Here is a 24,375-nt window from a genome sequence, read left to right as displayed (position 1 = left end):
GGTGTTTCGTATTGGCTAAAAGCGGAATCAACACTCGATGACGTTCACGGCCAACCCGCCGCGCGACGTCTCCTTGTATTTCGTCTTCATGTCCGCGCCGGTTTCGCGCATCGTCTTGATCACGTTGTCGAGCGACACGTAATGCTGGCCATCGCCTTTCATTGCCATGCGCGCGGCGTTCAACGCCTTGATCGCGCCCATCGCGTTACGTTCGATGCACGGAATCTGCACGAGCCCGCCGACCGGGTCGCAGGTCATGCCGAGGTTGTGTTCCATGCCGATTTCGGCGGCGTTTTCGACTTGCGTCGGCGTGCCGCCCATGACGGCGGCGAGCGCCGCGGCGGCCATCGAGCACGCCACGCCGACTTCGCCCTGGCAACCCACTTCGGCGCCGGAAATCGACGCCGTTTCCTTGTAGATGATGCCGATCGCCGCGGCCGTCAGCAGGAAGTTGACGATGCCCTCGTCGTTCGACGCATGCATGAACTTCACGTAGTAGTGCAGCACGGCGGGAATCACGCCGGCCGCGCCGTTGGTCGGCGCCGTAACGACGCGCCCGCCCGCCGCGTTTTCTTCGTTGACGGCCATTGCGTACAGGTTGACCCAGTCGAGCATGGAGAGCGGATCGCGCAGCGACTCTTCCGAGCGCGAGCGCAATTGCCCGCATAAATCGGCGGCGCGGCGCTTCACATGCATCGGACCGGGCAACTCGCCGCGCACCTTGCAACCGCGTTCGACGCACGCGGACATGGTGCGCCAGATCGCCAGCAAGCCTTCGCGCACTTCGTGTTCGGGACGCGCCGCGCATTCGTTGCGCAACGTGATCTGCGCGATCGACAAACCGGTCTCGCGGCAAACGCGCATCAGATCGTCGCCGGTACGAAACGGATACGGCACGTCCGCGCCGGCGCGCACGCCGTTCACGCGATCGCCTTCGCGATTCACCACGAAGCCGCCGCCGATCGAGTAATACTCCTTCTCCACCAGCAGTTGGCCGTTTTCGTCGAAAGCCTGAAAGCGCATGCCGTTCGGATGCACGATGCCCGAACCCGGCGCACCCGGCATCAGCTTGCGGAAAAAGCCGAGATGCTCGCGCTCGTCGAATTTCACGGGATGCTTGCCGAGCAGCACCAGTTGCTTGCTCGCGCGGATCGTCTGCAGGCGCGGCTCGATCAGGTCCGGGTCGATAGAATCGGGCAGATTGCCTTCGAGTCCCAGCAGTACCGCCTTGTCCGTGCCGTGCCCCTTGCCGGTCGCGCCGAGCGAGCCGAACAGGTCGGCCTTCACGCCGCGCACGAAGCCGAGCAGATTCGCGTCTTCGATATGCGAAGCGAAGCGGCATGCAGCGATCATCGGCGCGACGGTGTGCGAGCTTGAAGGACCGATACCGATCTTGAACAGATCGAAGACGCTGACGTTCATGGCGTGCCTTGTGCGTTGCGATGCCTTGGGTGGATTTGCCTCTATTGCACCGCACGTCAAATTGAATCGATAGAATAAAAACGGCATGACAGTGGGATAGTGGCGTCAACGGGCGCGCCGGCAAAGGTCCGCGGCGTATTTACGAAGACTTCTGACGCATTTGCGACATGCGTCCGGCTTGCGGCTGGCGATGCTGACGATGCCGCGCGCGCAACCGGTCATGCCGCCGGCACGCCCGGACGCGGTAGCCGCCATCCCCGGTGCTATGCTTGATCCAACCCTTTCCCTTGCTGGCTGCATGCATGAATTCCGCTGAACCGCTTCCCCCTCAATCGATCGACGGCACCTCGAAGCAGCGCATCCGCTTCGGCATCATCCTGTTGCCGAATTTCACGCTGACGGCGTTTTCGGGTTTCGTCGACCTGCTGCGCCTGTCCGCGGACGAAGGCGATTTCAGCAAGCCCGTACGCTGTTCGTGGAGTGTGATAGGGGAAACCCTTGCTCCGGTGCGCGCGAGTTGCGGCATCCAGATCACGCCGTGGGAGACATTCGACAGCGCCGAGCCGTTCGACTACGTCGTGGTGGTGGGCGGTCTGCTGCATTCCGGGCCCGCCGCGAACGACGCCACGCTTGCCTTCATCCGCCGCGCCGCCGCCACCGATGCGACGCTCGTCGGCATGTGCACGGGCGTGTTCTCGCTGATGCGCGCGGGCGTGCTCGAAGGCCACCGCATTTGCGTGAGCTGGTTTCACTACTGGGATTTCATCGAACGCTTTCCCTCGGTCAACGAGGAAGCGCTGGTGGCCGACCGGCTGTTCGTGATCGACCGCCGGCGCATTACGTGTTCCGGCGGACGCGCGTCGATCGACGTGGCCGCCGCGATCCTGCTGCGTCATTTCGAAACCGCCACGGTGCAGAAGGCGCTGCGCATTCTGCTCGTCGACGACATGCAGAAAGGCAACGCGCCGCAGCCGCATCCACCGGGCCTCGCGCCCGCTGCGCATCCGAAGGTGAAACGCGCGATTCTGTTGATGGAGCAGCACGTGGGCCGTTCGCTGTCGCTCGACGAACTCGCGCGCAAGCTCGATCTCTCGCCGCGTCAGTTGGAGCGGCTCTTCAAGGCGCAAACGGGTAAGGCGCCGCAGGCCTACGCGAAGCAGGTGCGTTTGCGAACCGCCGCGTGGTTGCTCACGAGTTCGGATAAGACCGTGGCCGACATTGCGTCGAGTTGCGGGTTTTCCGATGCGTCGCATCTGGGCCGCGAATTCCGCAAGCAATTCGGATTGCCGCCGATGATGTATCGCGAGCAGCGCGGCACGGCGGCGGAAGCGGAAGATAGTGGGGATTATGACGAGACGTTTCCGGGACGGGCGCGGGCGATTTGAGGGTGTCTGTGGCACGTGTGAAATGCTCGCAAATTAATACCACTCGAATGCGAATTTTATTGAGCGTTTCGGCACTCTGCGCCATCACAATAAATCTTGACACATCGGCGTGAACGTAAGGCGTATGCTGCACCATTCATAAACCACACTGCGCTAATTCACGGCACTGGTATTCAATGGGCGGGACTCGCTGAAGGTGTAAGTGGCGGTATGACACCGGCGCGAGCGTCACCGGTTTGATTGGCGTTACCACTGAGTCACGCGGCGGTGCCCCCGACGATCTCACCGGCGCGCTCGGTTCGTTCAACTTCTACGCTGCCATTGGACATGGCCGCCTCTCCAGAGACGTTAATTCGCGGAAAACAACAGCCGAGGTGACCGGTATCTGGGTGTATGTGAAAGACAACTACACATTCACCGACAATGAGCAAGATGATCGATCACAGTATCTGGGTCATTGGAGCCGCGATGGCGTTATCGTCATGCCACTCGACGCTGCCGCAGCAATCTCTTCTATCCCCTACATCGAATCCCCGGTCACCCTTCCTTATATCGACGCATCCGTCACAATAGGCAACCCAGTTATCAAGGGCAACGTCTACTACCCGGTGCACAACAGCGACTTTCTACAGTGGGCGATCAAGCATCAGCAGGGCGGCGACTTTGTTGTTTTCTCTGATCGTCGTTTTGTTCCGGTCGCACCTCCAGTCAAGGTGTACCTATGAGGCTTGACTACGGTGCTGCGGCTGGTGCGCTGATCGGCGCACTAGTTGCGGTTGTTGTCATCATTGCTGTGCTAGTCAAGTGGATCACTTCAAAAGACAAGTCGCGCGCATGGATCGCGAGGTTTGCCGGGCTGACGACGATAGTTGTCGTCATCGGCGTGCTTTATTTCGGCCTTTTTAATCATACGCCGCACGGCACCGAATGTCAGAAATCGACATCTCCAGACGGTTTGTACGTGGGTGAACGTTGTCTATTAGATTGGGTTCCAGGCGGAAACTCCGAATACGTTGGCAGGGTTTTAGATGCAAAGAACGGGAAGCTGCTTGCGCAGCATACCTTTAGCACGCCAGTCCCTGACCTGTCCTGGTCTTCCGGCGTGACCTATTCCTTGGAACCTGATGGACCTCTCCGCTATATCGGTCCTTCCGTTGGATTTTCGATAGGGGACGGCGGCGACGACTCCGCGTATATCTCGCTCCCGCCCTCGATGTGGGACCGTTTGCTGGCAGCACGTCCGCGCTTATAACGGAAGATGTTGATGGCTAAACGGTCAAGTCAGACCGCTTAGCCAGCCCCGCACGGCCCCAGCCCTAACGCTGCCCTTCTCACCACTCACTTCCCCGCCACATACGCCTTCACAGCCGGCAACCCATCCTTCCCGTCATACGTCTTCACCCCCGCCAGCCACTTGTCCAACACCGCCGGATTCGCCTTCAGCCATTCGCGCGCGGCCTTGTTCGGATCGGTCTTGTTCATGATGGGCAGCATCACGTGATTCTCGATATCGGTCGTGAACTGCAGGTTCGACACCAGCTTCGCCACGTTCGGGCAGCGCGCCGAATAGTCGCTCGGCGTGACCGTCAGCACTTTCGCTTCGCCGTAATTCGGGCCGAACACAGCATCGCCGCCGGACAGATAATCGATCTTCATCTGCACGTTCATCGGATGCGGTTCCCAACCGAGAAAAACGATCGGCTTCTTGTCGCGGATCGAGCGGTTCACCTCGACCAGCATGCCTGCCTCGCTCGACTCCACCAGCTTGAACTTGCCGAGCCCGTATTGATTGCTGTCGATCATCTTCTTGATCAACGCATTGCCGTCGTTACCCGGCTCGATCCCGTAGATCTTGCCGTCGAGCTTGTCGTAGTTCTTCGCGATGTCCGCGAACGTTTTAATGCCGGACTGGTACGCGTAATCGGGCACCGCAAGCGTGTATTTCGCGCCGGTCAGATTCGGCGTGGGCAACACGCTGAGTTGGCCGGACTTCCTGAACGGGTCGATCATCGGGTCCATGGTCGGCGACCAGTAGCCGAGGAACACGTCGATCTGCTTGCTCTTCACACCGGCGAAGGTGATCGGCACCGAGGCGATCGTCTTGGTCGGCTTGTAGCCGAGCCCTTCGAGCACGGTCGATGCAAGCCCCGTGGTCGCAGCGATATCGGTCCAGCCGACATCGGCGAACCGGACGTCGCGGCAGGTGGCGGGTTCCGCGGCAAACACAGACGACAAAGACAGCGCGCATAACGACGCAGCCCACAAACGTTTCATGGCGTTCCCTCAGGGTGATTGATGTTTGACTGGTTCTGATGAAGCGGATTGTTTTGCGCCGCGCATCACGCGGATAAGCGCCGCTCGACGCTCGGCGCGTGACCGAACTGCGCGCGATAGGCCTTGCTGAAATGACACGCCGAATGAAAGCCGCACACCGCCGTCACGCGTGCAATCGACGCATCCGTATTGCGCAGCAACTCACGCGCGCGCCGCAACCGCAGCGTCAGGTAATAGTGCGTGGGCGACACGCTCAGGAACATCTTGAACATGCGCTGCAAATGACGTTGCGACAAATGCACGAGCCGCGCGAGTTCGTCGAGCGATAACGGCTCCTCGATATTCGCTTCCATCAGCCGCACGACCTCGACCAGTTCCGCGCGCGAGAAACCGACCCGCGCGTCGACGGGAATGTGCTGATAATCGGTCGAGCCGCGAATCCGCTCGACGATGAACTGCTCGGACACCTGCGCCGCCACCGCGTGGCCGAGCCGCATGCCAACCAGCTTCAACATCAGGTCGAGCGGCGCGGTGCCGCCCGTGCAGGTCATGCGGTCGCGGTCGATCACGAACAGTTCGTCGGCGAAACGCACGTGCGGGTAGCTCTTGTGCAACGGCGACATGTCTTCCCAATGCACAGTGCAGCGATAACCGTCGAGCAGACCCGCGGCCAGCAGCGCATACGGTCCCGTGCAAATGCCGCCGAGCGGAATACCCTTTTCCGCGACGTCGCGCAGCAGCGCGATCACCGTGTCGTCCACGTAGTCGCGCACATGCCAGCCGGCGCAGACGATCAGCACATCCGGCATGCCCGCTTCGGCCAGCGTCGTGGTGGGTTTCACCGTGATGCCGTTGCTTGCTCGCGCCGGCTCGCCGTCCGGCGTGATCACCGACCATCTGTAGTGCTGCGCGCGGCCCACGTAGTTGGCCATGCGCAGTACCTCGACCGCGCTGGTGAAGGCGATCATCGAAAAGTTCGGCAGCGTCAGAAAGCCGACGTGCGCGAGCCCGGATAGCGGCGAACTGGCCTCGGGCTCGACTGGCGTGAGCGCGTCGCGCTTCATAGGCGGCTCAGCCGTGTTGCGCGGCCGGCTCGCGGCGCACTTTCATCACGCTGCGCAAGCCCGACAGCAGCGGCGCGCGCGCCATGCCCGGCGAACGGCCAAAGCTTTCCGTGATGCGGTCCAGAATGATCGCGAGCATCACCACTGAAAGTCCGCTTTCGAAGCCGAGCCCGATGTCGAGCCGTTGAATACTGGCCAGCACGTCGTTGCCGAGACCGCCCGCCCCCACCATCGACGCGATGATCACCATGGAGAGCGCCATCATGATGGTCTGGTTCACGCCGGTCATGATCGACGGCAGCGCGTTCGGAAACTGCACCTTGTAGAGCAATTGCCACGGCGTGCAGCCGAACGCCTGCCCGGCTTCGACGATCTCGCGGTTCACATGCTTGATGCCGAGCGACGTGAGACGCACCGCCGGTGGCATGGCAAAAATCACGGTGGAGAGAATCCCCGGCACACGGCCGAGGCCGAACAGCATCGCGGCCGGAATCAGGTAAACGAAGGCCGGCATGGTCTGCATCAGGTCGAGCACGGGCCGCACGATCATCTCGACGGTGCGGCTCTTCGCGGTCCAGATGCCGAGCGGCACGCCCAGCAGCAGGCTGATCAACGTGGACGACAAGGTCAGGCCGAGCGTGATCACCATCTGATCCCAGAAGCCGGTGCCGTAGATCAGCAGCATGGCCAGCAGCGTAAATAGCGCGAAGCGCCAGCCCACCCGCCACAGGCCGATGCCGACGAAAAACGCCATCAGTGCCCACATCGGCACTGCTTGCAAGCCGTGTTCGATCACCGCGGCAAAGCTCTCGATCACCTTGCCGATCGAATCGAAAGTTTTTGCGTCGTGGTCGAGCAGGTAATGAACGCCGTGATCGACCCAGGCGCCAAGTGGAATGACTTCAGACATGGGAACTCCGATGGCGTGTGAGAACGTTCAGCACGTTCGTCTTGTTGACCGAACCACAGTAGGAGCCGTCGGCTTCGACCACCGGCAGCGGCGCGCGGCTCGCCACCACGAGTTCGACGACGTCGTCGAGCGGCGTCGTGCGGCGGATGCATTCGATCTGGTTGAGCTGCGGCGAGGCGCTGCCCATCGCGTCGCGGCACACGAAGCCGCGAATCTTGCGTTCGCCGTCGAGCACGAATGCGTAGTCGGCGCTGCCGTTGAGCGTGGCGGCCACGCTCGATGCATCGATCTGCGGCGAGTGCTGCATGAGCGGCACGGCGTCGGTCTGCATCAGATCGCCGGCGGTCAGATAACGGCTGGTGTCGATGCCTTCGAAGAACGCGCGCACGTAATCGTCGGCGGGATTGGTGATGATCTGCTGCGGCGTGCCGACCTGCACGACCCGGCCGCCTTCCATGATCGCGATGCGCGTGCCGATGCGCATCGCCTCTTCCAGATCGTGCGACACGAACAGGATGGTGCGCTGCTGTTCGCGTTGCAGATCGAGCAGCACGTTCTGCATTTCCTTGCGCTTGAGCGGATCGAGCGCGGAGAACGCCTCGTCCATGATCATCAGCGACGGGTTCACCGCAAGCGCCCGCGCAAGACCCACGCGCTGCTGCATGCCGCCGGACAGCTGCGCGGGCAGTTTTTCCGCAAACGGCGCGAGGCCGACCTGTTCGAGCACGGTCATCGCGCGCTTCTCGCGCTCCTTGCGGCCAACGCCCGCCACTTCGAGGCCGAACGCCGCGTTGGACAGCACGGTGCGCTGCGGCATCAGCGCGAACGACTGGAACACCATGCTCATGTCCTTGCGGCGCAGCGCCGTCAGCTCGGAGCGCGGCACGCTGGCCACGTCGCGGCCGTCGATCAGCACCTTGCCGGCCGTCGGTTCGACCAGCCGGTTGATCAGGCGGATCAGCGTCGATTTGCCGGAGCCGGACAGGCCCATCAGAACGAAGATCTCGCCTTCCTTGACTTCGAACGATACGTTGTGGACGCCGACAATCTGACCGGTGCGCGCGAACACTTCCTCTTTCGTCGCGCCGCCTGCCAGCATGCCGATCGCCTGCTTCGGGTTGGTGCCGAACACCTTGCACAGCCCTTCGACCACGACCTTGGGGGAATTCATTGAATGCTCTCCTTTGTCGACCGGAGTTAGCGCTTTAGCGCTTACTCCGGTCCCATGCACCGCTTCGACCGGAGTTGGTGCTTTAGCGCTTACTCCGGTCCCATGCACCGCGTCGACCTGAGTTGGCGCTTTAATGCTTACTCCGGTCCCATGCAAGATAGTTGCTGCAGTGGCGGACGTCCGTCCGCGCTGTGCATACATAGTTGCCAGAAAAAAGTATGGCTAGCCGACTATTTGCGACAGGCACATGTGGAAATGCGACACCCGTTTTTTGGGCGTGCCGGGCGATGGGGGCTGGAGCCTTGTGGGGTAAGGGTTTGGCAGCGGTCGGGGGCGTGTTGAGGCGTGTCGCGCCAGAGCAAGTGGAGCCAGTGCGCGGCAAAAAAAATGCAGGTCGGTGGGGCTGGCCGGGTGTGGTGTCGCAGTGCAGCAAGGCGCTGGCCGGCGGACGTCGGTTGAAAAAACTGTGGTCACCCGTCCAACGGTGGGCGTTGGATGGCTCAAAATCAGGAGCATCGGTTCGACCGAGGCCATTCCGGGAAACACGACACGTTCATCGTCAGCGAGTCGGGGATGTACGCACGGGTCCTGCGCCGTCGTCGTATGCGGGGGCAAACATCTACGTCCGAGAAGCGGTGCGTCGCCACCACCACGCCCAGAGTGCGGCAGCGAACAGTACGACAGTGTCTACGGCGCCAAGCATTGGCAATGGGTCGGTCCACTTGCCCATGTTCGCCGACCGGGAATAGTAAGGCGCGTCACTGCCGTAAGCCTCCACCAGATTGCTTAGGTTGATTGCACTCGTGGTACAAGGACGGCACATAACACGACAATGGACAGAATGCGCCTGGATTTATTTTGAATCACTTTAACTGTCGGCCGCTTGCGTACGAATGGCTCATAGAATCCTCTTTACTCAATGGAGAGGATTCGAGCCTATTCGCGTCCCGACTGCGACTTGTGTGAATCTGTCAATCGCGTGCAAGCGGGTCGGCGCGCGGGCCACTCGATGAGCGATCAATCGGCACGCACGTAATGCAGTTGGCGCAGCGAGCCGTCATTTGTTGTGCCGACGCACTAGAGCTGCGCGCCTGCCTCCTGCATCACCCTCGCGACACTCACGGCCCACTGCGCCGAACGTCGACGTCGGCGCAGCGTAGCCGCAACAGTCCGCGCTTACTGGCTCGCGCCAGTTCCAATACCGGCCTTCTTCTGCGCTTTCTGCAGCTTGTCCGGATAGTTCGGGTCGTTCTGGCCGGGCTGGTAGCCTGCGTCTTCGAGCTTCTTCAGCTCGGCATTCTTCTTGGCGCGCGCTTGCTTGCGCGCCTCTTTACGCTCGGCTTTGGTGGGTTTCGCAGTGCTCGCCGCGGCGGGCGCAGCCGTCGTGGCGGCGTCGCTGGCGCCTTGAGCGGCGGCGAGCGGAATGCTGCCGGCTACCATGGCCGTGACGGCAAGTCCGAGCATGATCTGTTTAATGGCAAAGCTCTTCATTTTCAATTCCCCTCTCGAAAGTTGGCAATAGCATTCAAGCTTGTCTGCGAGTCTTCTGTTCACCACCGCGAGGCGCGCACGACACTCAGTACGGACTCGCGCTCAAAGCTTACAGGCAAACCATCACAAGAGTATTTTCAGCGCCGCGAGCGGGTCTTGCATCAAGCAGACGAATCTCACGAGCCAGCCGCGCGCGTCGCATCCTCTTCCTGCAATTTCCGCCACAAGATCTTGCCGCTGCCCGACTTCGGCAGCGACGCCACGAACTCGACGATGCGCGGGGCCTTGTACGAGGCCATCTGCTCATGCGCCCAGTCGATGATCTCCTGCGCAGTAATCGTGCCTGCATGCGCCGCGTCGGGCACCACCAGCGCCTTCACGGTCTCGCCGCGCTTCTCGTCCTTCACGCCGATCACGCAAACCTCGTGAATCGCCGGATGCCGGTACATCAGCGCCTCGACTTCGGCCGGCCACACCTTATAACCGGACGCGTTGATCATACGTTTGAGACGGTCGGTCATGAAGAAATAACCGTCTTCGTCGATATGGCCGAGATCGCCGGTTCGCAGAAACCGCTTGCCGTCGAGTTCGATGAACGCTTCCGCCGTTGCCTTCGGATTGCCCCAGTAACCCTGCATGACCTGCGGCGCGTGAGTGACGATCTCGCCGGTTTCGCCTTGCGGCAGCTCTTGCAGCGAGACCGGATCGATCACGCGCGAGTCCACGTCGAACACGGGAATGCCCAGGCACTGCGGCTTCGGGCGATGCGGCGGATTGATGTGCGTGCCGGCAATCGTCTCCGTCATGCCGTAGCCTTCGACATAATCGAGCCCGGTCAGCGCCTTGAGCTTTCTGGCGATCGCGTCCGGCATCGCCGCGCCGCCGCCGCGCGTGCCGGTGAGGCTCGATAGATCGTATTCGCCGAGCTTCGGGTTCGAGAGGAAATCGACCATCATCGTCGAGATCGACTGCCATGCGGTGACGCGATATTTCTGCATGCATAGCGCAGCGGCCTCGCGATCCCAGCGCGGCAACAGCACGATGGTCGCGCCGGAGAAGACCGCGCTGTTCATGCCGCCCTGCATGCCGGTCACGTGAAAGAGCGGCAATACCGATAGATAAACGCCGTCCGGCGGCGACGAGAACCACACGCAGCCGCCGAGCGCCGTGCTCATCACGCTGCGGTGCGTATGCATGCAACCCTTCGGCTTGCCGGTGGTGCCGGACGTATAAGGCATCACGCACAGATCGTCGGGACCGGTGGTGAGCGGCCCCGGCGTGATGCGCCGTTCGAGCACGTCCTGCCAGGGCCTGACGCCGGGAATCGCGAACGTCTTGCGTGGCGCGGCGACGAATTCAGGCACGGGAATCGGCGACGCCTGCTTCAGATAATCGCTATACGTCGCCACGATGGCGTGCTCGAGGCCCTGGCCGGCCCCGTTGCCGATCAACGGCTCGACGTTCGCGAACAGGCATTGCGGCGCGATGATCGTGGTCGCGCCGCTGTCCTCCACGTAATGCGCGAGCTCGCCGGTCATGTTCATCGGATTGACCGGCACCACTACCGCGTTCGCCCGCAGGATGCCGTAGTAAGCGATGATCCATTGCGGACTGTTCTGCATATACAGCAGTACGCGGTCGCCTGCCTTGACCTGGCACTCCTGCTGCAGAAAACCCGCGATCCGTTCGGCTTCGTCCTTGAATCCGGCAAACGTGATCGTAGTGCCGTAGAAGATGATGAACGGCTTGTGAGGATAGCGCGCCGCCGAGACTTCGGCGTTGTAGAAAAGATTGGTCTCGGGCAGCGTCAGATGCAGCGGCACTTGCGGTGGCCAGTGCGAGTGATGGCGTTCGTTCATCAGCGTCTCCTGCTTTTTACTGTCGGTGCGCGCCCGGTCTTTGCCGGGCGCTTCGTTCACATCGCCGCGTCCGAACAGCGTGACACTCAGACGATGATCGCGCCGCCGTCCACCGCGAACTCCTGGCCGGTGATATGACGCGATGCCTCGCTCGCGAGAAACACGATCGGACCTTTGAGATCTTCGTCGCCGCCCAGACGCTGCAAAGGCGTGCGCGAGACGATTGCGTCTTCGAGTTTGCCGAGCAGACCCGCCGACATCTTCGAAGGGAAAAAGCCGGGGCAAATCGCGTTGACGTTGATGTTGTACTTGCCCCATTCCGCGGCGAGCGCCCGCGTGAAATTGATCGCAGCGGCCTTGGACGTGTTGTACGCAATCGTGTTCATGCCCGGCGGCGAACCCTTCAAGCCCGCCACCGAAGCGATATTGACGATCTTGCCCGCTCGCCGCGGGATCATGCTGCGCTTGCCGACTTCGCGAGCGAGAAAGAACGGCGCGTTGACGTTCAGGTTCATGACCTTGTGCCACGCTTCGTCCGGATAGTCTTCGGCGGGCGCGCCCCATGTCGCGCCCGCATTGTTGACGAGAATATCGATGCGGCCATGCACGCCCAGCACTTCATCCACGAGGCCGGGGATACCTTCGAAGCGCTGCAGGTCGTTGACCACTGTTTGCACTTCGATGCCGAGTTGTTGCAGATGCGTTTTCGCTTCAGCGAGTTCGTCGGCCTTGCGCGCGGTGATGGCGACACGGCAGCCCATTTCGCCGAGCGCCTCGGCCATTTGCAGACCGAGGCCGCGCGAGCCGCCGGTGATGAGTGCAACCTTGCCGTCCAGTTGAAACAGGTCCTTCACAGACATTGCGTCGCTCCTCCAGATTTGTTCTGCTAGGCAGATCGGTATGCCGCTTTTGCGCCCATCATACGTGCCGAGATTCAGCCTGTAAATAAAAGCACGCTCATTCACTTTCGTTATAAACTGGTACGCATCATCGAGTGGCGGAGCATCCGGAATTACCCGAATACCGCGCATTTCAACCGCGCTGTGCCGATACGTTCGAGGGCCGTTTTTTACACGTGTCTTACGCAGCGGTTCCGCATAACCGCTCACTTTCCACGGGTTTTCTCTTATGCAAGATGCGCTGATCATCAACTCACGCGATCTCGAGTTCCAGCTGTTCGAAGTGCTCGAAGCAGAGACGCTGACACGCCGTGCACGACACGCCGATCACAGCCGCGAGACCTTCAACGCCGCGCTCGAAACCGCGCATGCGGTCGCCGTGGAAAAGTTCGCGACGCACAACCGTCTCTCGGACGAACACGAACCGCAGTTCGACGGTCAACGGGTCACCCTGCCCGTCGAGGTGAAGGATGCACTCGACGCGATGCGCGCCACCGGCTTTCTCGCCGCGGGCAAGGACTACGAATGGGGTGGCATGCAGTTGCCGTCGGTGATTTCGTTCGCGTGCCTGTCGCTCTTCAAGAGTGCGAACATTGCCACCTCGTCGTACGCCATGCTGACCACGGCGAACGCGAACGTGATCGAACGCTTCGGCAGCGCGGCGCAAAAGCGCAAGTATCTGCAAGCGCTGTTCGAAGGACGCGCGTTCGGCACCATGGCGTTGACGGAACCGCAGGCGGGCTCGAGCCTGTCCGATCTCGTCACGAGCGCGACGCCCAATGCGGACGGCACCTATTCGATTCGCGGCAACAAGATTTTCATTTCCGGCGGCGATCACGAGTTGAGCGAGAACATCGTTCATCTGGTGCTGGCACGCATTCCTGGCGGGCCGCCGGGCGTCAAGGGCATTTCGCTCTTTACCGTGCCGAAGTTCCACGTCAACGAAGACGGCAGCCTCGGTGCGCGCAACGACGTCGCGCTCGCGGGACTGATTCACAAGATGGGCTGGCGCGGCACCACGTCCACCATGCTGTCGTTCGGCGAACACGGCGAATGCATCGGCGAGTTGGTGGGCGAACCGCATCACGGTCTCGCCTATATGTTCCACATGATGAACGAGGCGCGCATCGGCGTCGGTCTCGGTGCGGTCATGCTTGGCTACCGCGGCTATCTGGCATCGCTCGATTACGCGCGCGAACGGCCGCAAGGACGCCGCCCCGACAACAAGAATCCGCTCGATCCGCAATTGCCGCTGATCGAACACGCCGACGTGCGCCGCATGCTGCTCGCACAAAAAGCCTATGTGGAAGGCGCTTACGCGTTGTGTCTGTACGCGGCACGTCTCGTCGACGAACAGAATACCGGCGAGAGCGAGGCCGCGCGCGCCGAAGCCGGCCTGCTGCTCGACCTCCTGACGCCGGTGGTGAAATCGTGGCCATCTCAATGGTGTCTCGAAGCGAACAGCCTCGCGATCCAGATTCACGGCGGCTACGGCTATACGCGTGAATATCCGGTCGAGCAGTTCTATCGCGACAATCGGCTGAACATGATTCACGAAGGCACGCACGGCATTCAGGCGATCGATCTGCTCGGCCGCAAGGTGACGATGAAACAGGGCGCCGCGCTCAAACAACTGGCGCGCGAAATCCAGCACACGATCGACGCGGCGCGCGAACGCCCGGCATTGCATGCGCACGCCGATGCGCTCGGCGAAGCATGGACCGATCTGACTGCCACGGTCGAAGCGTTGCTGCCCACGCTGGCTCACGACAGCGAACGCGCGCTCGCCAACGCGAATGCGTTTCTCGAAGCCTTCGGCCATATCGTGATTGCGTGGACATGGTTGCGCCAGGCGATCGTCGCGAGCACCGCGCTACCCGCATCCCATAGCGAAGCGGACGCGGACTTTTATCGCGGCAAGCTGCAGGCGTGCCAATGGTTCTTCCGCTGGGAACTGCCGCGCGTCGCCTTGATGCTCGCCACGCTGCGCAGTCTTGACGACACCACGCTCAGCATGGCGCCACAATGGTTCTAAGCTCCACCGCATTAACAGACTCGCAGCCCGATATGTGGAACATCCTCGTCACACGTGCGCAACGGAAGTCGTCGCAATGATTGCCGGAATGGCTGCCAATGGGGCATTCCGGCCAGTTTTTCCAGCATGAGCGCTTCGGCTGGAGTATTGTTTAAGCGCGCCGGGAGCGTCACGGCATCACTCTTCTACAAGACAGGGTGCTCCTCGTGGGCGGAAAAGTGCTCGCAAGCGCGTGGTTTTTTGCATGCAACGAAGCGACATCAACTTTTCGAGGATGGAGAAAACGTGAAAACAGTCAATCTTTTGAAGGCGCTCGGCATCGCATTGTGTTTGGCAACGGCGGCCAGCGCCTATGCGCAGTCGAGCGACGCGACGGCCACCGGCGACGCGTCGGCGCCCAGTGCCAAAACGGTGAAGAAGACGGACCGCGCGCTGGGTCTGCAAGTGCGCAAGGCTCTATCGAAAGCGCAGGGTTTTGACGTGTCGAACGTGTTCGTGCGGGCCCGTGGCGGTGCGGTGACGATCACGGGATCGGTGCCCGACGGCGCGCAGATTCCGCAGGCGGAAGAAGTGGCGAAGGGTGTGGCCGGCGTGAAGTCGGTGAACAATAAGCTCACGATCGGCACGCAGGGCGGCGGCGGAGGTTAAGCGCCTGCTTTCACCCGGTGACTTGCCGGTCACGACAGGCAACGCCGCTCGTCGCTCGATGCGAGCGTGAGGCGTTGCCTGTCGTCCTGGTATTTGAACCGCTTATTGAAGCGCCCATTGAAACGTACATGGAAGCGCTTATCGTCGAACGAGGCCGACCACGTAGCGGCACACGTCTTCGCCCGCATTGAAGAACTCGCATTCGAGCGGCGCGCCAAGCTGCAGACAATCCCCCGCTTCCAGCTGGTAAACCTGCTTGCCTTCCCGGAAGGTCAACACGCCCAGCGTCACCCAGATCTGCTGATGCTGGAACACGAAAGCGTCCGGCGGATACGGTACTTTCACGCCAGGCGGCAGTTCTATCTCGAGCAATTCCAGCACGCCGCCCGTGGGTGGCGAGATGCGCCGGCGCGTATAGCCTGTCTCCGGGTCCTGCCAGACCGACTGCTGCGCATGCCGCACGAGCCGCTCGCCGGTCTGCTCGGCCAGCGCCAGCAAGGTCGACAAGGTCAGGCCGAACGCGCCTGACAGACGGCCGAGCACCGTCGCCGTAGGACTCGCCTCGCCTCGTTCGATCTTGCTGATCATCGCCTTCGACACCCCCGAGCGCTCCGCCAGCTCGCTCAGCGACCAGTTGCGCGCCTCGCGTTCGGTCTTCACGCGCGAGGAGATCGCCTGGGTCAGATCGATGGCAGCGGATTCGGACATGGAAAGATGGACGAGTTCAAGAGTGGAGAAAGTGGGCACCGCAAATTATATCGAGGCAGTGTGGGCATGGACGCTGACGCCCCGCGGCCGCCTCGCCGCTCATTAAAAGTCAAAATCAAAGTCTTGCATAGTGATTTTTCGTCCACTATATTAAACGCAAGATCACGTGGTAAGCCCAGCCAGCACGACCCCACGCGACTCGAACGCAGCCGCAAGCATTCGTCCACCCCAGCCGGAAGACACCATGCCGAAGGAAATCGTTCTCAACGCTTTTGACATGAACTGCGTCGGCCACATCCAGCAAGGCATGTGGACGCATCCGCGCGATCAGTCCACGCGCTATACGGATCTGCAGTACTGGACCGACTACGCCCGCACGCTTGAAGCGGGCCTGTTCGACGGCATCTTTTTCGCCGATGTCGCCGGCGTCTACGACGTCTACGGCGGCAACCCCGACGCTGCCCTGCGCGGCGCCGTGCAGGTGCCAGTCAACGACCCGACGCTGCTGATTCCGGCCATGGCCGCGGTGACACGTCATCTGTCGTTCGGCGTCACGTCCAATCTCACGGTTGAGCAGCCGTATCTGTTCGCGCGGCGCATGTCGACGCTCGATCATCTGACGCGCGGCCGGGTCGGCTGGAACATCGTCACCGGCTATCTGGATAGCGCGTCGCGCGCGATCGGCCTGACCGGCCAGATGGCGCACGACGACCGCTACGACCTCGCCGACGAATACATGGAACTGGTCTACAAACTGTGGGAATGCAGTTGGGAAGACGGCGCGGTGCTGCGCGACAAAGTTCAGGGCGTGTATGCGGACGCGTCGAAAGTCCATGTGATCCATCATCACGGCAAGCAGTATCGGGTGGACGCCATGCATTTGAGCGAGCCATCGCCGCAGCGTACGCCGGTGTTGTATCAGGCGGGTTCGTCGGCGCGCGGCAAACAGTTCGCCGCGGCGCACGCCGAGTGCGTGTTCGTCAACGGCCAGGCGAGACCGGCCGTGAAAGCGATTGTCGATGATATTCGCGCGCATGCCGTTACGGGTGGCCGCCACGCGGACGACATCAAGGTGCTGCTCGGACAAACCATCATCACCGGACGCACGGATGACGAGGCGCAGGAGAAGTACGCGGAGTACCGCCGTTATGTCAGTTCCGAAGCGGCGCTCGTGCATGCGGCGGCGTCGCTCGGTATCGATTTCGCGCGCTACGACCTCGACGAGCCGATCGAAACCGGCAAGAGCCAGGCCATCGTATCGAACGTCGAAGCCATGACGCGCGCCGCCGGTCCGCAGTGGACCAAACGCAAGCTGCTCGAACAGATGATGCTGGGCAGCCGCCAGGCGCCGCTCGTCGGCTCGGCCGAACGGGTGGCGAGCGAGTTGATCGCGTGGACCGAAGAAGCGGGCGTGGACGGCTTCAATCTATCGCGCACGGTCGCGCCGGAATGCTTCGAGGATTTCGTCGCGCACGTCGTGCCGATTCTGCAGGAACGCGGCGCCTACAAGCGAGCGTATCGTGAGGGCACGTTGCGCGAAAAACTCTTCGGGCATGCGCGTTTGCCTTCCAGCCACACGGCCGCGAAATTCCGCTCGCCCGCTTGTGCCGCCGCCCCGGTTCCAGGCAATGCTTAGCAATCACGCCGTCATGCACGTTTTCACTTCGCGCGGCCCGCGCCACCGGCACCGGCATGCAACGGCGCGGCGATTTTTCCGCAGAGGCTCCCATGCTTGACAAAAGCACCTTCCGCGACGCGATGGCCGGCCTCGGCGCCGCCGTCAACATCATCACGAGCGATGGCGCGGCGGGTCTGGCCGGCTGCACCGCATCGGCGGTCTGCGGCGTGACGGACGAGCCGCCCACGCTGCTCGTCTGCATCAATCGCAGCAGCCGCAACAACGCGGCTTTTCGCGCCAATGGCAAACTCTGCGTCAACGTGTTGAGCGCGGAGCAGCAGACACTCGCCGCCCACTTCGCCACCAGCACGCTGCCGATGGCGGAACGCTTTGCCGCCGCGCAATGGGATACCCTCGCGACAGGCGCACCGGTCCTGCACGGCGCGCTTGCCTCGCTGGACTGCGAGATCGAATCGGTCACCGAAGTCGGCACGCATACGGTGTTCTTCTGCGCGGTGAAAGCCGCGCATACGCAAGTCGAAGGCGACGCGCTGATCTACTACGGCCGCCGTTATCACCGAGTCGGCGCGCGCTCCGTGCACGCGACGCATACGGCAGAAGCCAGCGGCGCGCTCGCCGCTGAATCGGCCGGCTAACGCAGGATGCACGGCACAACACACGCATGAAAGAGGCCTCGGCAAGCCCCCATCGATCGAGCCGCGCGATGGCCGGCAAGACCCGTTCGCTCGTGATTCTGCTGCTCTGCCAGGTGGGCGCGATGAGCGTATGGTTTTCATCGTCGGCGGTCGTGGCGATCGTCAAGCAGGCGGAGAGTCTGTCCGCCTTGCAGGCGACCTTGCTCACGAGCGCCGTACAAGCCGGGTTCGTGGCCGGCACCGTCACGAGCGCCCTGCTCTCCCTCGCCGACCGCTTCGATCCACGGCGACTCTTCATGGCCAGCGCGCTGACGGCGGGCGTGGCCACCGCGTGTCTCGTGTTTCTCGCGCCGGCGAGTCCGCTCGCAATCATGCTGCGGCTGTTGACGGGCATCTGTATGGCGGGCGTCTATCCGGTCGGCATGCGGCTCGCGGCGACTTGGGCAAAAGGCGACCTGGGCCTGTTGATCGGACTGCTGGTCGGCGCGCTGACCTTCGGCTCGGCGAGTCCGCATCTGCTGGCCGCACTCGGCGGTTCAAACTGGCGCGCCATCTATGGCATCTCGGCGTGCTGCGCGCTGCTGGCGGGCGTCGCGATTCTGCTGTGCGGCGTCGGCCCGAACATGGCGCGCGCGACGCGCATCGAATGGTCCGCGCTGGCCGGCGCCTGGCGCAACCCCGCGTTGCGGCTCGCGAACCTCGGTTATCTCGGCCACATGTGGGAGTTGTACGCGATGTGGGCATGGCTCGCCGTGTTCCTGCAAGCGAGCTTTGCGGCGGCCGGTATACCGGAGCCGCGCGCGGCAGCCGAATGGCTGACCTTCGGCGCGGTCGCGGCGGGCGCGCTCGGCGCATGGCTCGGCGGCGTATTGGCGGACCGGCTCGGCCGCACGACGGTGACGATTGGCGCGATGGCCGTGAGCGGCGCGTGCGCCGCGCTGATGGGCTGGCTGCTCGGCGCGCCGGTCTGGCTGGTCGGCTGCGTGGCGCTGTGCTGGGGGATTTCCGTGATTGCCGATTCCGCGCAGTTCTCGGCGAGTATTGCCGAGCTCGCCGAGCCGGCGTCGATCGGGACACTGTTGACCGCGCAGACTTGCGCGGGCTTTCTGTTGACGTTGGTGAGCATTCATCTGGTGCCGGACGTCGTCGCGCTGGCGGGTTGGCGCGGCGCCTTCACCATGCTCGCGATCGGGCCGATTCTCGGCTGTGTCGCGATGGCGCGTTTGCGGCGTTTGCCGGATGCGCGACGGCTTGCGGGTGGCCGGCGTTAGGGCCGCTGGGCCGCTACTAGTCATCCTCTCCAATGCCCCGGCACCCACGCCCAATGATTGCCTTCCCAACGGTAGTGGCCTTTCACCCAGTGATAGCCCGGCGCGGGCGCGGCGGGCACCACCTCGACGAGCGGCTCGGGTTGCGGCGGTCTGGCGGGCTCGACCACGCAGGCTGACAACAGCGCAACGCAAAGACCCGCGAGCGATACGGCGCGTACATTCGATATCGTTTTCAAGTTCCTCTCCTGAGTGTTTTCATTTGATTTAAGCCGGTTCCCTTACCGGCTCTTTGGTTGACGACGTGGATGAAAGCGCACTCTTTCGCGGCGACCGCCGTTACGCGCGCACGATGCCGCTCAGCGGCCGCCCTGCCGGCGTCTGGCCGAACAGCGCGGACGCCGTGCGCTGCGGATCGAGCCCGAGGCTTTCGCTTGCGGTGCCGGCGATCAACGCATCGAGCGAGGTGGTCGGCTTGAGGTCGCGTGCTTCGTAAAGATTGTGCGGCGCAAGGCCTGGCCAGTCGGCGATCACGCGTCCGCCCTGCACCGAGCCGCCCAGCACCATCGCCACCGAACCCGTGCCGTGATCGGTGCCGCCCGTGCCGTTGGCGGCAGCGGTTCTGCCGAACTCCGTCGCGACCAGCACGGTGGTCTTGCTCCACAACGGGCCCATGCCATCGCGCAACGACGCGAGCATCGTGTCGAGCGCCTTCAACTGATTGGCGAGACGCGCGTTCTGCGCGCTGTGCGTATCCCAGCCGCCGGTTTCGATCATCGCGATCCGTGGACCGTTCTCGCGCGACAGGAAACTGGCGGCGAGCTTGCCGAGACTCGCCGGATCCTGGCGCGCGCTGGCGTCGCCGGCCAGGCCGCGCGCGGTCATCGCCGACTCCCACAGCGGGCGCAACTGCGCGTCCTGGTCGTAGAGTTGCGAGACCCGCGTGAGCAGATCGTCGGGGGCTTGCGGCAACGCCGAGGGCGCATACGACGTCACCGCCGCTGGGCCGCGCAACGCCATCGGCACAGTCGGCGCGAACGCGATCGCGTTCTCGCGCGTGGCGGGCAACTGCGCGACGAGCCGGTTCAGCCAGCCGTCTTTCATCTGATACGGCGACGTGCCGCCGGTCTCGAGCACGTTCTGTCCGTCAAAGTGCGAACGGTCGCGATATGGCGACGCCACCGCGTGCACGAACAGCGCCTGATGGTTCGCGTACATCGCGGCGGTCTGCCCCATCGCGGGATGCAGCGCGAAGGTGCCGTTCAGGCGTGGCGCGTTCGCGGTGTCGATGGCGAGCGGGCCGCGCAATGTCGCGTAGGCGGGTTCGGCGTAGGGCACGACGATGTTCAGACCATCGGCGGCGCCGCGCTGGATCACGAACACGAAACGGCTCTCCGTGGCGACGCTCGCGAACGCGATCTGCGGCGACACGAGCATCGCGCCCGCGCCGGCAGCGGCGACACTCAGAAACTTGCGGCGTGACAGCATGGCATTCATCTCCGTTGAAAATCCGGCGAGACCAGCAACAGCGCGATCGCCGTGGATGCGCTTTCGGCGCGCGATACCGCTGTGGCCGTCGGCGCACTGAGCGAACCGGCGAGCAAGTTCTGGCCGAGTGCACGCGCATCGAGCCGGTCGCCGACTTGCGACGCGAAACGCTGCGCCACTTCGACCCGGCGCACGAGCGCGTCGGGCGCAGCCCAGCTCGCGGCGATGTCGTCGTAACCGGCGGGCGAGCCGGGGCGCCACACCGGCTGGCCGAGCTGCGTGAGAATGGGCGCCGCCTGCAGCTTGCCGAGGTCCTGCCAGCCGAGCCCACGCATCGAGGAAATGGTCCACTCCCACGGCGTCTTGAACTTCACGGCGGTGGGCGACCACGCTTGCGGCATGTCGATCAACGCGCGATAGACGGTCGGCAGATCGCCGCCGCTGCGCTCGAACGCGCTGGCCAGATGCTCGCTCACGCCGGGTGGCGGATTATCGGCGACGAAATGACGGGCCAGCTTGCCGCCGATATGCCGCGCGGTCGCCCGTGCGCTTGCGAGGTCATGCAGGATCGCGAGCGCCTGCTCTTCGCCCGCCTGGTCGTAACGGCGTCCCATGATGGTCCGCGAACCGGGCTCGTGCAGTGCGGCGCGAAATACGAAGGTGCCCGGCGCGGCGTTCTGCTGCATGGCCAGCCGGCCCGCGTTGCCCGCATTGCCGGCGTTGGCCGGATTGCCCGCGACGCTCCAGCCGGTCAGCGCGCGGGCGAATTCGGTGACGTCGTCCTGGCTATAGCCGCTGCGCACGCCGAGCGTATGCAGTTCCATGATTTCGCGCGCGAGGTTTTCGTTCAGGCCGCGCTTGCGCTCCGGGTTTCGCTGCGCGGCACGCATGGCCGCCATGCTGTCCGGTCCCACCGAGCGCGTCTGGTCGAGAAACAGTTGCATGGCCGGATGACGCTCGACGGCCACCAGCATGTCTTCAAAGCGGCCCAGCACGTGCAGGCGAATCGCCTCGGCCTCGAAAGAGCCGGCCAGCGCCGCGACGCCGGGCTTTTCTGTCGAGACCGCGAAGTGGTTGGCCCAGAAATGCACCATCCGTTCGACGAACGGCGTCTGCGTGGTCAATGCACTCGTGACCCGCGCATTCACCGACGAGCGGTACATGTCGAGTATTTCACCGCGAAGCGCTTTTCGTTCGGCTTGCCTGGTAGATTGCGCGTTCGCTTGCGCCGGGCTTAGCGTGTCGGCCTGCGCGTTTGCTTGTGCGTTCGCCTGAGCGCTGCTTTGCCGACCAGGCTTTGTCATGTCTTGCGCGTTCGCTGCTTGCGCGCTGGTTTGCCCATCAGGTCTCGCTATGTTCTGCGCGTTCGCGGAGCGAGTCGCCGCGCCCTCGCCCGCATTCTGGCGAGCCTGCTGATTGAACTGCATGCGCTGCTGCACCAGTTCGGTCGAGAGCGCCACCGAGTCGGGCTGGTTCGCCCACGCGGCCGGCCGCGCCTGGTACTGTTCGAACTGGGCGAGCAGCCAGGCTTTGGGGTCGGCGGGCGGCGTGTCGTCGGCACGCGCGCCCAGGCCGAAGCGGTTCAGCGCAATCGCCGCGGTGTTCAGGTTCGGTGAGTTGGCCATACCATCCTCTTCGGCTGTGGATATTCCTTGAACGGCCGCCACGCGAAAATCCGTCGCGGCCGCCGCGGTTTTTTTAATCGCCCGAAGATTCGCTCGATGCCTGGTTCGCCGGTTTCTTCGCATTCGCCGCCGGCGCAGGTTCACGCCATTGCCCGCGCACTTTCAGGCTGTCGGCGAATTGAACCCGCTCCTCGGGCGACAAGCTCGCCGCGAAGTCGGCCACACTGCCTTCCACTTGCGCGCGCAGATGGCTGTCGGCTTCGCGCGTACGCGTGAGCGCGGCGTCGAGCGCGGCGCGATCGAACTGCGGCGCCGCCAGCAGACGCAACACTTCGCGACGCCCTTCGCGGCCTTCGCGGGCATATTGCCGGCCGTCGCGGCGCGCGTCTTTCAGGCCGTCGACAAAGGCCTTCTGGCGCTCGGCCGAAAGCGTTTCGGCGGCGAAGCGCAGCGCGCGCTGTTGCGCCAGCACGGGCGCCGTGGCGCCGCGCGCGGTAAACCATTGATACGCACCACCGACGATCGCGCCCACCAGAAACACATTCAGCACCAGCGAGGCCACCAGCACGATTTTCCACGACCGGCCGTTCATTCGTCGCTCCAATCGGCGGACGAACCACCGAAGCTCGAAGTTAAATAAGACGACTCATGCGCCTGCGACGCCTGCGGCCCCGTTCCCGTCAGCACGAAGAACGACACGGCGAAAGCGCCGGCCACGCCGCCCAGCAGTCCGACGCCCGCGACCGCCGCGCCCGACCACCACAGGCGCCGCCGCGGCGCCGCCGGCTGTCGCACCGGCGCGCTGTCGAGCACGCGCTCGAGCAGGGCCGCGTCCGGCGGCTCGACCTTGTCGGCGGCAAGCCACGCATCGACGCCGGCCGCCTCCGCCAGCAGCGCATCGGCTTCGGCGCGATGCGACTGCGCCCACGCCTGCGCCGCCGCGCGGTCCTGTTGCGGCCAGCGGCGCGGCTCGGCGCCGTAGGCCTCGACGATCTGCTGAAATCTTTCGGGCGTCATGACTTGTCCTTGCTAAGGGCGCTGCCGGCCAGTTGAGCGCGCAGATTGCGGCGCGCGCGTGCCAGCAGACTTTCCAACGCATCGACGCTGATGCCCATCAGGGCCGCGGCGTCGATGTTCGACATTTCCTGGTAGTAGTTGAGTACCAACGCCTCGCGCTGGCGTGCCGGCAACGCGGCGAGTGCATCGCGGACCCGCTGGTCCTGGGCGCGCGCTTCGAGTCCGGCCTCAGGCAGCGGCGCGGGATCGACCTCCTCGGGCATCTCGTCGCGGGTTTCCTCGCGCCGGTCGCGCAGCCGGTCATAGCAGAGATTGAGCGCGACGCGATGGACCCACGTGTCGAACTTCGCCTCGCCTTCCCGCCAGCGCGACGCCTGTTTCCAGATACGCACGAACACCTCCTGCGCCACGTCTTCCGCTTCCATGCGGTCGCCGAGCATGCGGGTGGCGAGCGCGAGCAGACGCGGCAGCTTGCGCGAGACGAGCGAGCGGACGGCGGCCGGATCTTGCCGGCCGACCTGTTCGAGCAGTTCCGCGTCGGGGTCGCGTTCGCTCAAGGCATGGCGCTCCTGAGCGCGAGTGCGTCGCACCGCATGGATCGCGCCGTGGGACGAACGTCACGCCTTCTGATGCCTCTCATGCTGGCTGCACCTCTCACGGATGGTTGCACGCGCACCGGTTCGAACGGTGAGCGCGGGACAGAAGACAGCACGCCTTGCCATGCACAACCGCAATCAATATACGACGACCGCCGGCCGATAGTAGGCCGGCCGCGCCGGGTACACCACACAGCCGGCGAGCATGGCCGCCAGCAGAATCGTCACGAACGTTTTCATA

At 63.5% G+C, this 24,375-nt stretch carries 23 protein-coding genes; 8 read left to right on the top strand and 15 right to left on the bottom strand.

Translation table 11 applies throughout. From position 1 onward, the window contains the following. Positions 1-27: 27 nt before the first annotated feature. Positions 28-1,422 carry an L-serine ammonia-lyase gene (locus P0D80_RS28820; RefSeq protein ID WP_408288587.1) on the bottom strand — a complete coding sequence of 465 codons (1,395 nt, stop codon included), beginning with the start codon at positions 1,420-1,422 and terminating at the stop codon, positions 28-30. 302 nt (positions 1,423-1,724) lie between these two features. Here P0D80_RS28820 and P0D80_RS28815 point away from each other — a divergent pair, with 302 nt between their 5' ends. The 3 genes from P0D80_RS28815 to P0D80_RS28805 all read left to right on the top strand — a co-directional run bounded on the left by P0D80_RS28815 (position 1,725) and on the right by P0D80_RS28805 (position 4,059). Beyond that, the gene (locus P0D80_RS28815; RefSeq protein WP_408288584.1) at positions 1,725-2,807 is read left to right on the top strand and encodes a GlxA family transcriptional regulator; all 1,083 of its coding nucleotides are present in this window, start codon (positions 1,725-1,727) and stop codon (positions 2,805-2,807) included. A 236-nt stretch (positions 2,808-3,043) separates the two neighbouring features. Next, positions 3,044-3,532, top strand: coding sequence for a DUF6402 family protein (locus P0D80_RS28810; RefSeq protein WP_408179143.1), 489 nt, complete (start codon positions 3,044-3,046; stop codon positions 3,530-3,532). Continuing rightward, positions 3,529-4,059, top strand: coding sequence for a hypothetical protein (locus P0D80_RS28805; RefSeq protein ID WP_408288580.1), 531 nt, complete (start codon positions 3,529-3,531; stop codon positions 4,057-4,059). Before P0D80_RS28810 ends, P0D80_RS28805 begins: the two co-directional genes overlap by 4 nt. A gap of 86 nt (positions 4,060-4,145) precedes the next feature. On the opposite strand, the gene P0D80_RS28800 is transcribed toward P0D80_RS28805, so the two are convergent. From P0D80_RS28800 to P0D80_RS28770, 7 genes are all read right to left on the bottom strand, one after another. Beyond that, the gene (locus tag P0D80_RS28800; protein WP_408288577.1) at positions 4,146-5,081 is read right to left on the bottom strand and encodes a choline ABC transporter substrate-binding protein; all 936 of its coding nucleotides are present in this window, start codon (positions 5,079-5,081) and stop codon (positions 4,146-4,148) included. A 65-nt stretch (positions 5,082-5,146) separates the two neighbouring features. Further along, positions 5,147-6,145, bottom strand: coding sequence for a GlxA family transcriptional regulator (locus tag P0D80_RS28795; RefSeq protein ID WP_408288573.1), 999 nt, complete (start codon positions 6,143-6,145; stop codon positions 5,147-5,149). A 7-nt stretch (positions 6,146-6,152) separates the two neighbouring features. Continuing rightward, positions 6,153-7,055, bottom strand: coding sequence for a choline ABC transporter permease subunit (choW, locus tag P0D80_RS28790; protein ID WP_408179140.1), 903 nt, complete (start codon positions 7,053-7,055; stop codon positions 6,153-6,155). Continuing rightward, positions 7,048-8,226 (bottom strand): quaternary amine ABC transporter ATP-binding protein, encoded by a 1,179-nt coding sequence (locus tag P0D80_RS28785; protein ID WP_132377082.1) that lies wholly within the window; start codon positions 8,224-8,226, stop codon positions 7,048-7,050. The genes choW and P0D80_RS28785 overlap by 8 nt, the downstream gene beginning before the upstream one ends. Before the next feature lie 1,176 nt (positions 8,227-9,402). Beyond that, positions 9,403-9,717 carry a hypothetical protein gene (locus P0D80_RS28780; protein ID WP_408288569.1) on the bottom strand — a complete coding sequence of 105 codons (315 nt, stop codon included), beginning with the start codon at positions 9,715-9,717 and terminating at the stop codon, positions 9,403-9,405. A gap of 176 nt (positions 9,718-9,893) precedes the next feature. Then, positions 9,894-11,576: a long-chain fatty acid--CoA ligase gene (locus P0D80_RS28775; protein ID WP_408288566.1), complete on the bottom strand. Its 1,683-nt coding sequence runs from the start codon at positions 11,574-11,576 to the stop codon at positions 9,894-9,896. An 86-nt stretch (positions 11,577-11,662) separates the two neighbouring features. Continuing rightward, entirely contained in the window at positions 11,663-12,436 is a 774-nt protein-coding gene (locus P0D80_RS28770; RefSeq protein ID WP_408288563.1) for an SDR family oxidoreductase, read from the bottom strand. Between the two features lie 268 nt (positions 12,437-12,704). Here P0D80_RS28770 and P0D80_RS28765 point away from each other — a divergent pair, with 268 nt between their 5' ends. Next, positions 12,705-14,510 carry an acyl-CoA dehydrogenase gene (locus tag P0D80_RS28765; RefSeq protein ID WP_408288560.1) on the top strand — a complete coding sequence of 602 codons (1,806 nt, stop codon included), beginning with the start codon at positions 12,705-12,707 and terminating at the stop codon, positions 14,508-14,510. 285 nt (positions 14,511-14,795) lie between these two features. Next, the gene (locus P0D80_RS28760; RefSeq protein ID WP_408179135.1) at positions 14,796-15,158 is read left to right on the top strand and encodes a BON domain-containing protein; all 363 of its coding nucleotides are present in this window, start codon (positions 14,796-14,798) and stop codon (positions 15,156-15,158) included. A gap of 138 nt (positions 15,159-15,296) precedes the next feature. On the opposite strand, the gene P0D80_RS28755 is transcribed toward P0D80_RS28760, so the two are convergent. Beyond that, positions 15,297-15,866: a helix-turn-helix domain-containing protein gene (locus P0D80_RS28755; protein WP_408288556.1), complete on the bottom strand. Its 570-nt coding sequence runs from the start codon at positions 15,864-15,866 to the stop codon at positions 15,297-15,299. A 244-nt stretch (positions 15,867-16,110) separates the two neighbouring features. On the opposite strand from P0D80_RS28755, the gene P0D80_RS28750 reads away from it, so the two are divergent. The 3 genes from P0D80_RS28750 (at position 16,111) to P0D80_RS28740 (ending at position 19,411) form a co-directional block, all read left to right on the top strand. Beyond that, positions 16,111-17,502, top strand: coding sequence for an LLM class flavin-dependent oxidoreductase (locus tag P0D80_RS28750; protein WP_408288553.1), 1,392 nt, complete (start codon positions 16,111-16,113; stop codon positions 17,500-17,502). Positions 17,503-17,594: 92 nt separating this feature from the next. Then, entirely contained in the window at positions 17,595-18,140 is a 546-nt protein-coding gene (locus P0D80_RS28745; RefSeq protein ID WP_132377074.1) for a flavin reductase, read from the top strand. A gap of 68 nt (positions 18,141-18,208) precedes the next feature. Continuing rightward, a complete protein-coding gene (locus P0D80_RS28740; RefSeq protein ID WP_408288548.1) occupies positions 18,209-19,411 on the top strand; it encodes an MFS transporter in 1,203 nt (400 codons plus the stop codon). 20 nt (positions 19,412-19,431) lie between these two features. Here the strand turns inward: P0D80_RS28740 and P0D80_RS28735 are convergent, their stop codons facing one another. The 6 genes from P0D80_RS28735 to P0D80_RS28710 form a co-directional block, all read right to left on the bottom strand. Continuing rightward, entirely contained in the window at positions 19,432-19,647 is a 216-nt protein-coding gene (locus P0D80_RS28735; protein ID WP_408179131.1) for a YXWGXW repeat-containing protein, read from the bottom strand. Between the two features lie 100 nt (positions 19,648-19,747). Next, positions 19,748-20,896: a DUF1501 domain-containing protein gene (locus P0D80_RS28730; protein WP_408288544.1), complete on the bottom strand. Its 1,149-nt coding sequence runs from the start codon at positions 20,894-20,896 to the stop codon at positions 19,748-19,750. Between the two features lie 5 nt (positions 20,897-20,901). Further along, a complete protein-coding gene (locus tag P0D80_RS28725) occupies positions 20,902-22,521 on the bottom strand; it encodes a DUF1800 domain-containing protein (RefSeq protein WP_408179129.1) in 1,620 nt (539 codons plus the stop codon). Positions 22,522-22,594: 73 nt separating this feature from the next. Beyond that, complete coding sequence (locus P0D80_RS28720) at positions 22,595-23,113, bottom strand: periplasmic heavy metal sensor (protein WP_408288540.1); 519 nt, start codon at positions 23,111-23,113, stop codon at positions 22,595-22,597. Next, a complete protein-coding gene (locus P0D80_RS28715) occupies positions 23,110-23,538 on the bottom strand; it encodes a hypothetical protein (protein WP_132377069.1) in 429 nt (142 codons plus the stop codon). Before P0D80_RS28715 ends, P0D80_RS28720 begins: the two co-directional genes overlap by 4 nt. Further along, complete coding sequence (locus tag P0D80_RS28710) at positions 23,535-24,137, bottom strand: RNA polymerase sigma factor (RefSeq protein ID WP_408288736.1); 603 nt, start codon at positions 24,135-24,137, stop codon at positions 23,535-23,537. The genes P0D80_RS28715 and P0D80_RS28710 overlap by 4 nt, the downstream gene beginning before the upstream one ends. Positions 24,138-24,375: the final 238 nt, after the last annotated feature.

The sequence above is a fragment of the Paraburkholderia sp. RL17-373-BIF-A genome (genome assembly GCF_046030175.1).
Taxonomy (GTDB): domain Bacteria; phylum Pseudomonadota; class Gammaproteobacteria; order Burkholderiales; family Burkholderiaceae; genus Paraburkholderia.
Note: the sequence above shows the minus strand (reverse complement) of the source record. Positions and strands in the feature narration are given on the sequence as shown.

Coding starts and splice junctions, on each gene's coding strand:
- P0D80_RS28800 (WP_408288577.1), bottom strand. CDS start 5,081: ATGAAACGTTTGTGGGCTGCGTCGTTATGCGCGCTGTCTTTGTCGTCT.
- P0D80_RS28770 (WP_408288563.1), bottom strand. CDS start 12,436: ATGTCTGTGAAGGACCTGTTTCAACTGGACGGCAAGGTTGCACTCATC.
- P0D80_RS28720 (WP_408288540.1), bottom strand. CDS start 23,113: ATGAACGGCCGGTCGTGGAAAATCGTGCTGGTGGCCTCGCTGGTGCTG.
- P0D80_RS28820 (WP_408288587.1), bottom strand. CDS start 1,422: ATGAACGTCAGCGTCTTCGATCTGTTCAAGATCGGTATCGGTCCTTCA.
- P0D80_RS28745 (WP_132377074.1), top strand. CDS start 17,595: ATGCTTGACAAAAGCACCTTCCGCGACGCGATGGCCGGCCTCGGCGCC.
- P0D80_RS28765 (WP_408288560.1), top strand. CDS start 12,705: ATGCAAGATGCGCTGATCATCAACTCACGCGATCTCGAGTTCCAGCTG.
- P0D80_RS28715 (WP_132377069.1), bottom strand. CDS start 23,538: ATGACGCCCGAAAGATTTCAGCAGATCGTCGAGGCCTACGGCGCCGAG.
- P0D80_RS28740 (WP_408288548.1), top strand. CDS start 18,209: ATGGCCGGCAAGACCCGTTCGCTCGTGATTCTGCTGCTCTGCCAGGTG.
- P0D80_RS28775 (WP_408288566.1), bottom strand. CDS start 11,576: ATGAACGAACGCCATCACTCGCACTGGCCACCGCAAGTGCCGCTGCAT.
- P0D80_RS28815 (WP_408288584.1), top strand. CDS start 1,725: ATGAATTCCGCTGAACCGCTTCCCCCTCAATCGATCGACGGCACCTCG.
- P0D80_RS28805 (WP_408288580.1), top strand. CDS start 3,529: ATGAGGCTTGACTACGGTGCTGCGGCTGGTGCGCTGATCGGCGCACTA.
- P0D80_RS28755 (WP_408288556.1), bottom strand. CDS start 15,866: ATGTCCGAATCCGCTGCCATCGATCTGACCCAGGCGATCTCCTCGCGC.
- P0D80_RS28730 (WP_408288544.1), bottom strand. CDS start 20,896: ATGCTGTCACGCCGCAAGTTTCTGAGTGTCGCCGCTGCCGGCGCGGGC.
- P0D80_RS28725 (WP_408179129.1), bottom strand. CDS start 22,521: ATGGCCAACTCACCGAACCTGAACACCGCGGCGATTGCGCTGAACCGC.
- P0D80_RS28785 (WP_132377082.1), bottom strand. CDS start 8,226: ATGAATTCCCCCAAGGTCGTGGTCGAAGGGCTGTGCAAGGTGTTCGGC.
- P0D80_RS28750 (WP_408288553.1), top strand. CDS start 16,111: ATGCCGAAGGAAATCGTTCTCAACGCTTTTGACATGAACTGCGTCGGC.
- P0D80_RS28795 (WP_408288573.1), bottom strand. CDS start 6,145: ATGAAGCGCGACGCGCTCACGCCAGTCGAGCCCGAGGCCAGTTCGCCG.
- choW (WP_408179140.1), bottom strand. CDS start 7,055: ATGTCTGAAGTCATTCCACTTGGCGCCTGGGTCGATCACGGCGTTCAT.
- P0D80_RS28780 (WP_408288569.1), bottom strand. CDS start 9,717: ATGAAGAGCTTTGCCATTAAACAGATCATGCTCGGACTTGCCGTCACG.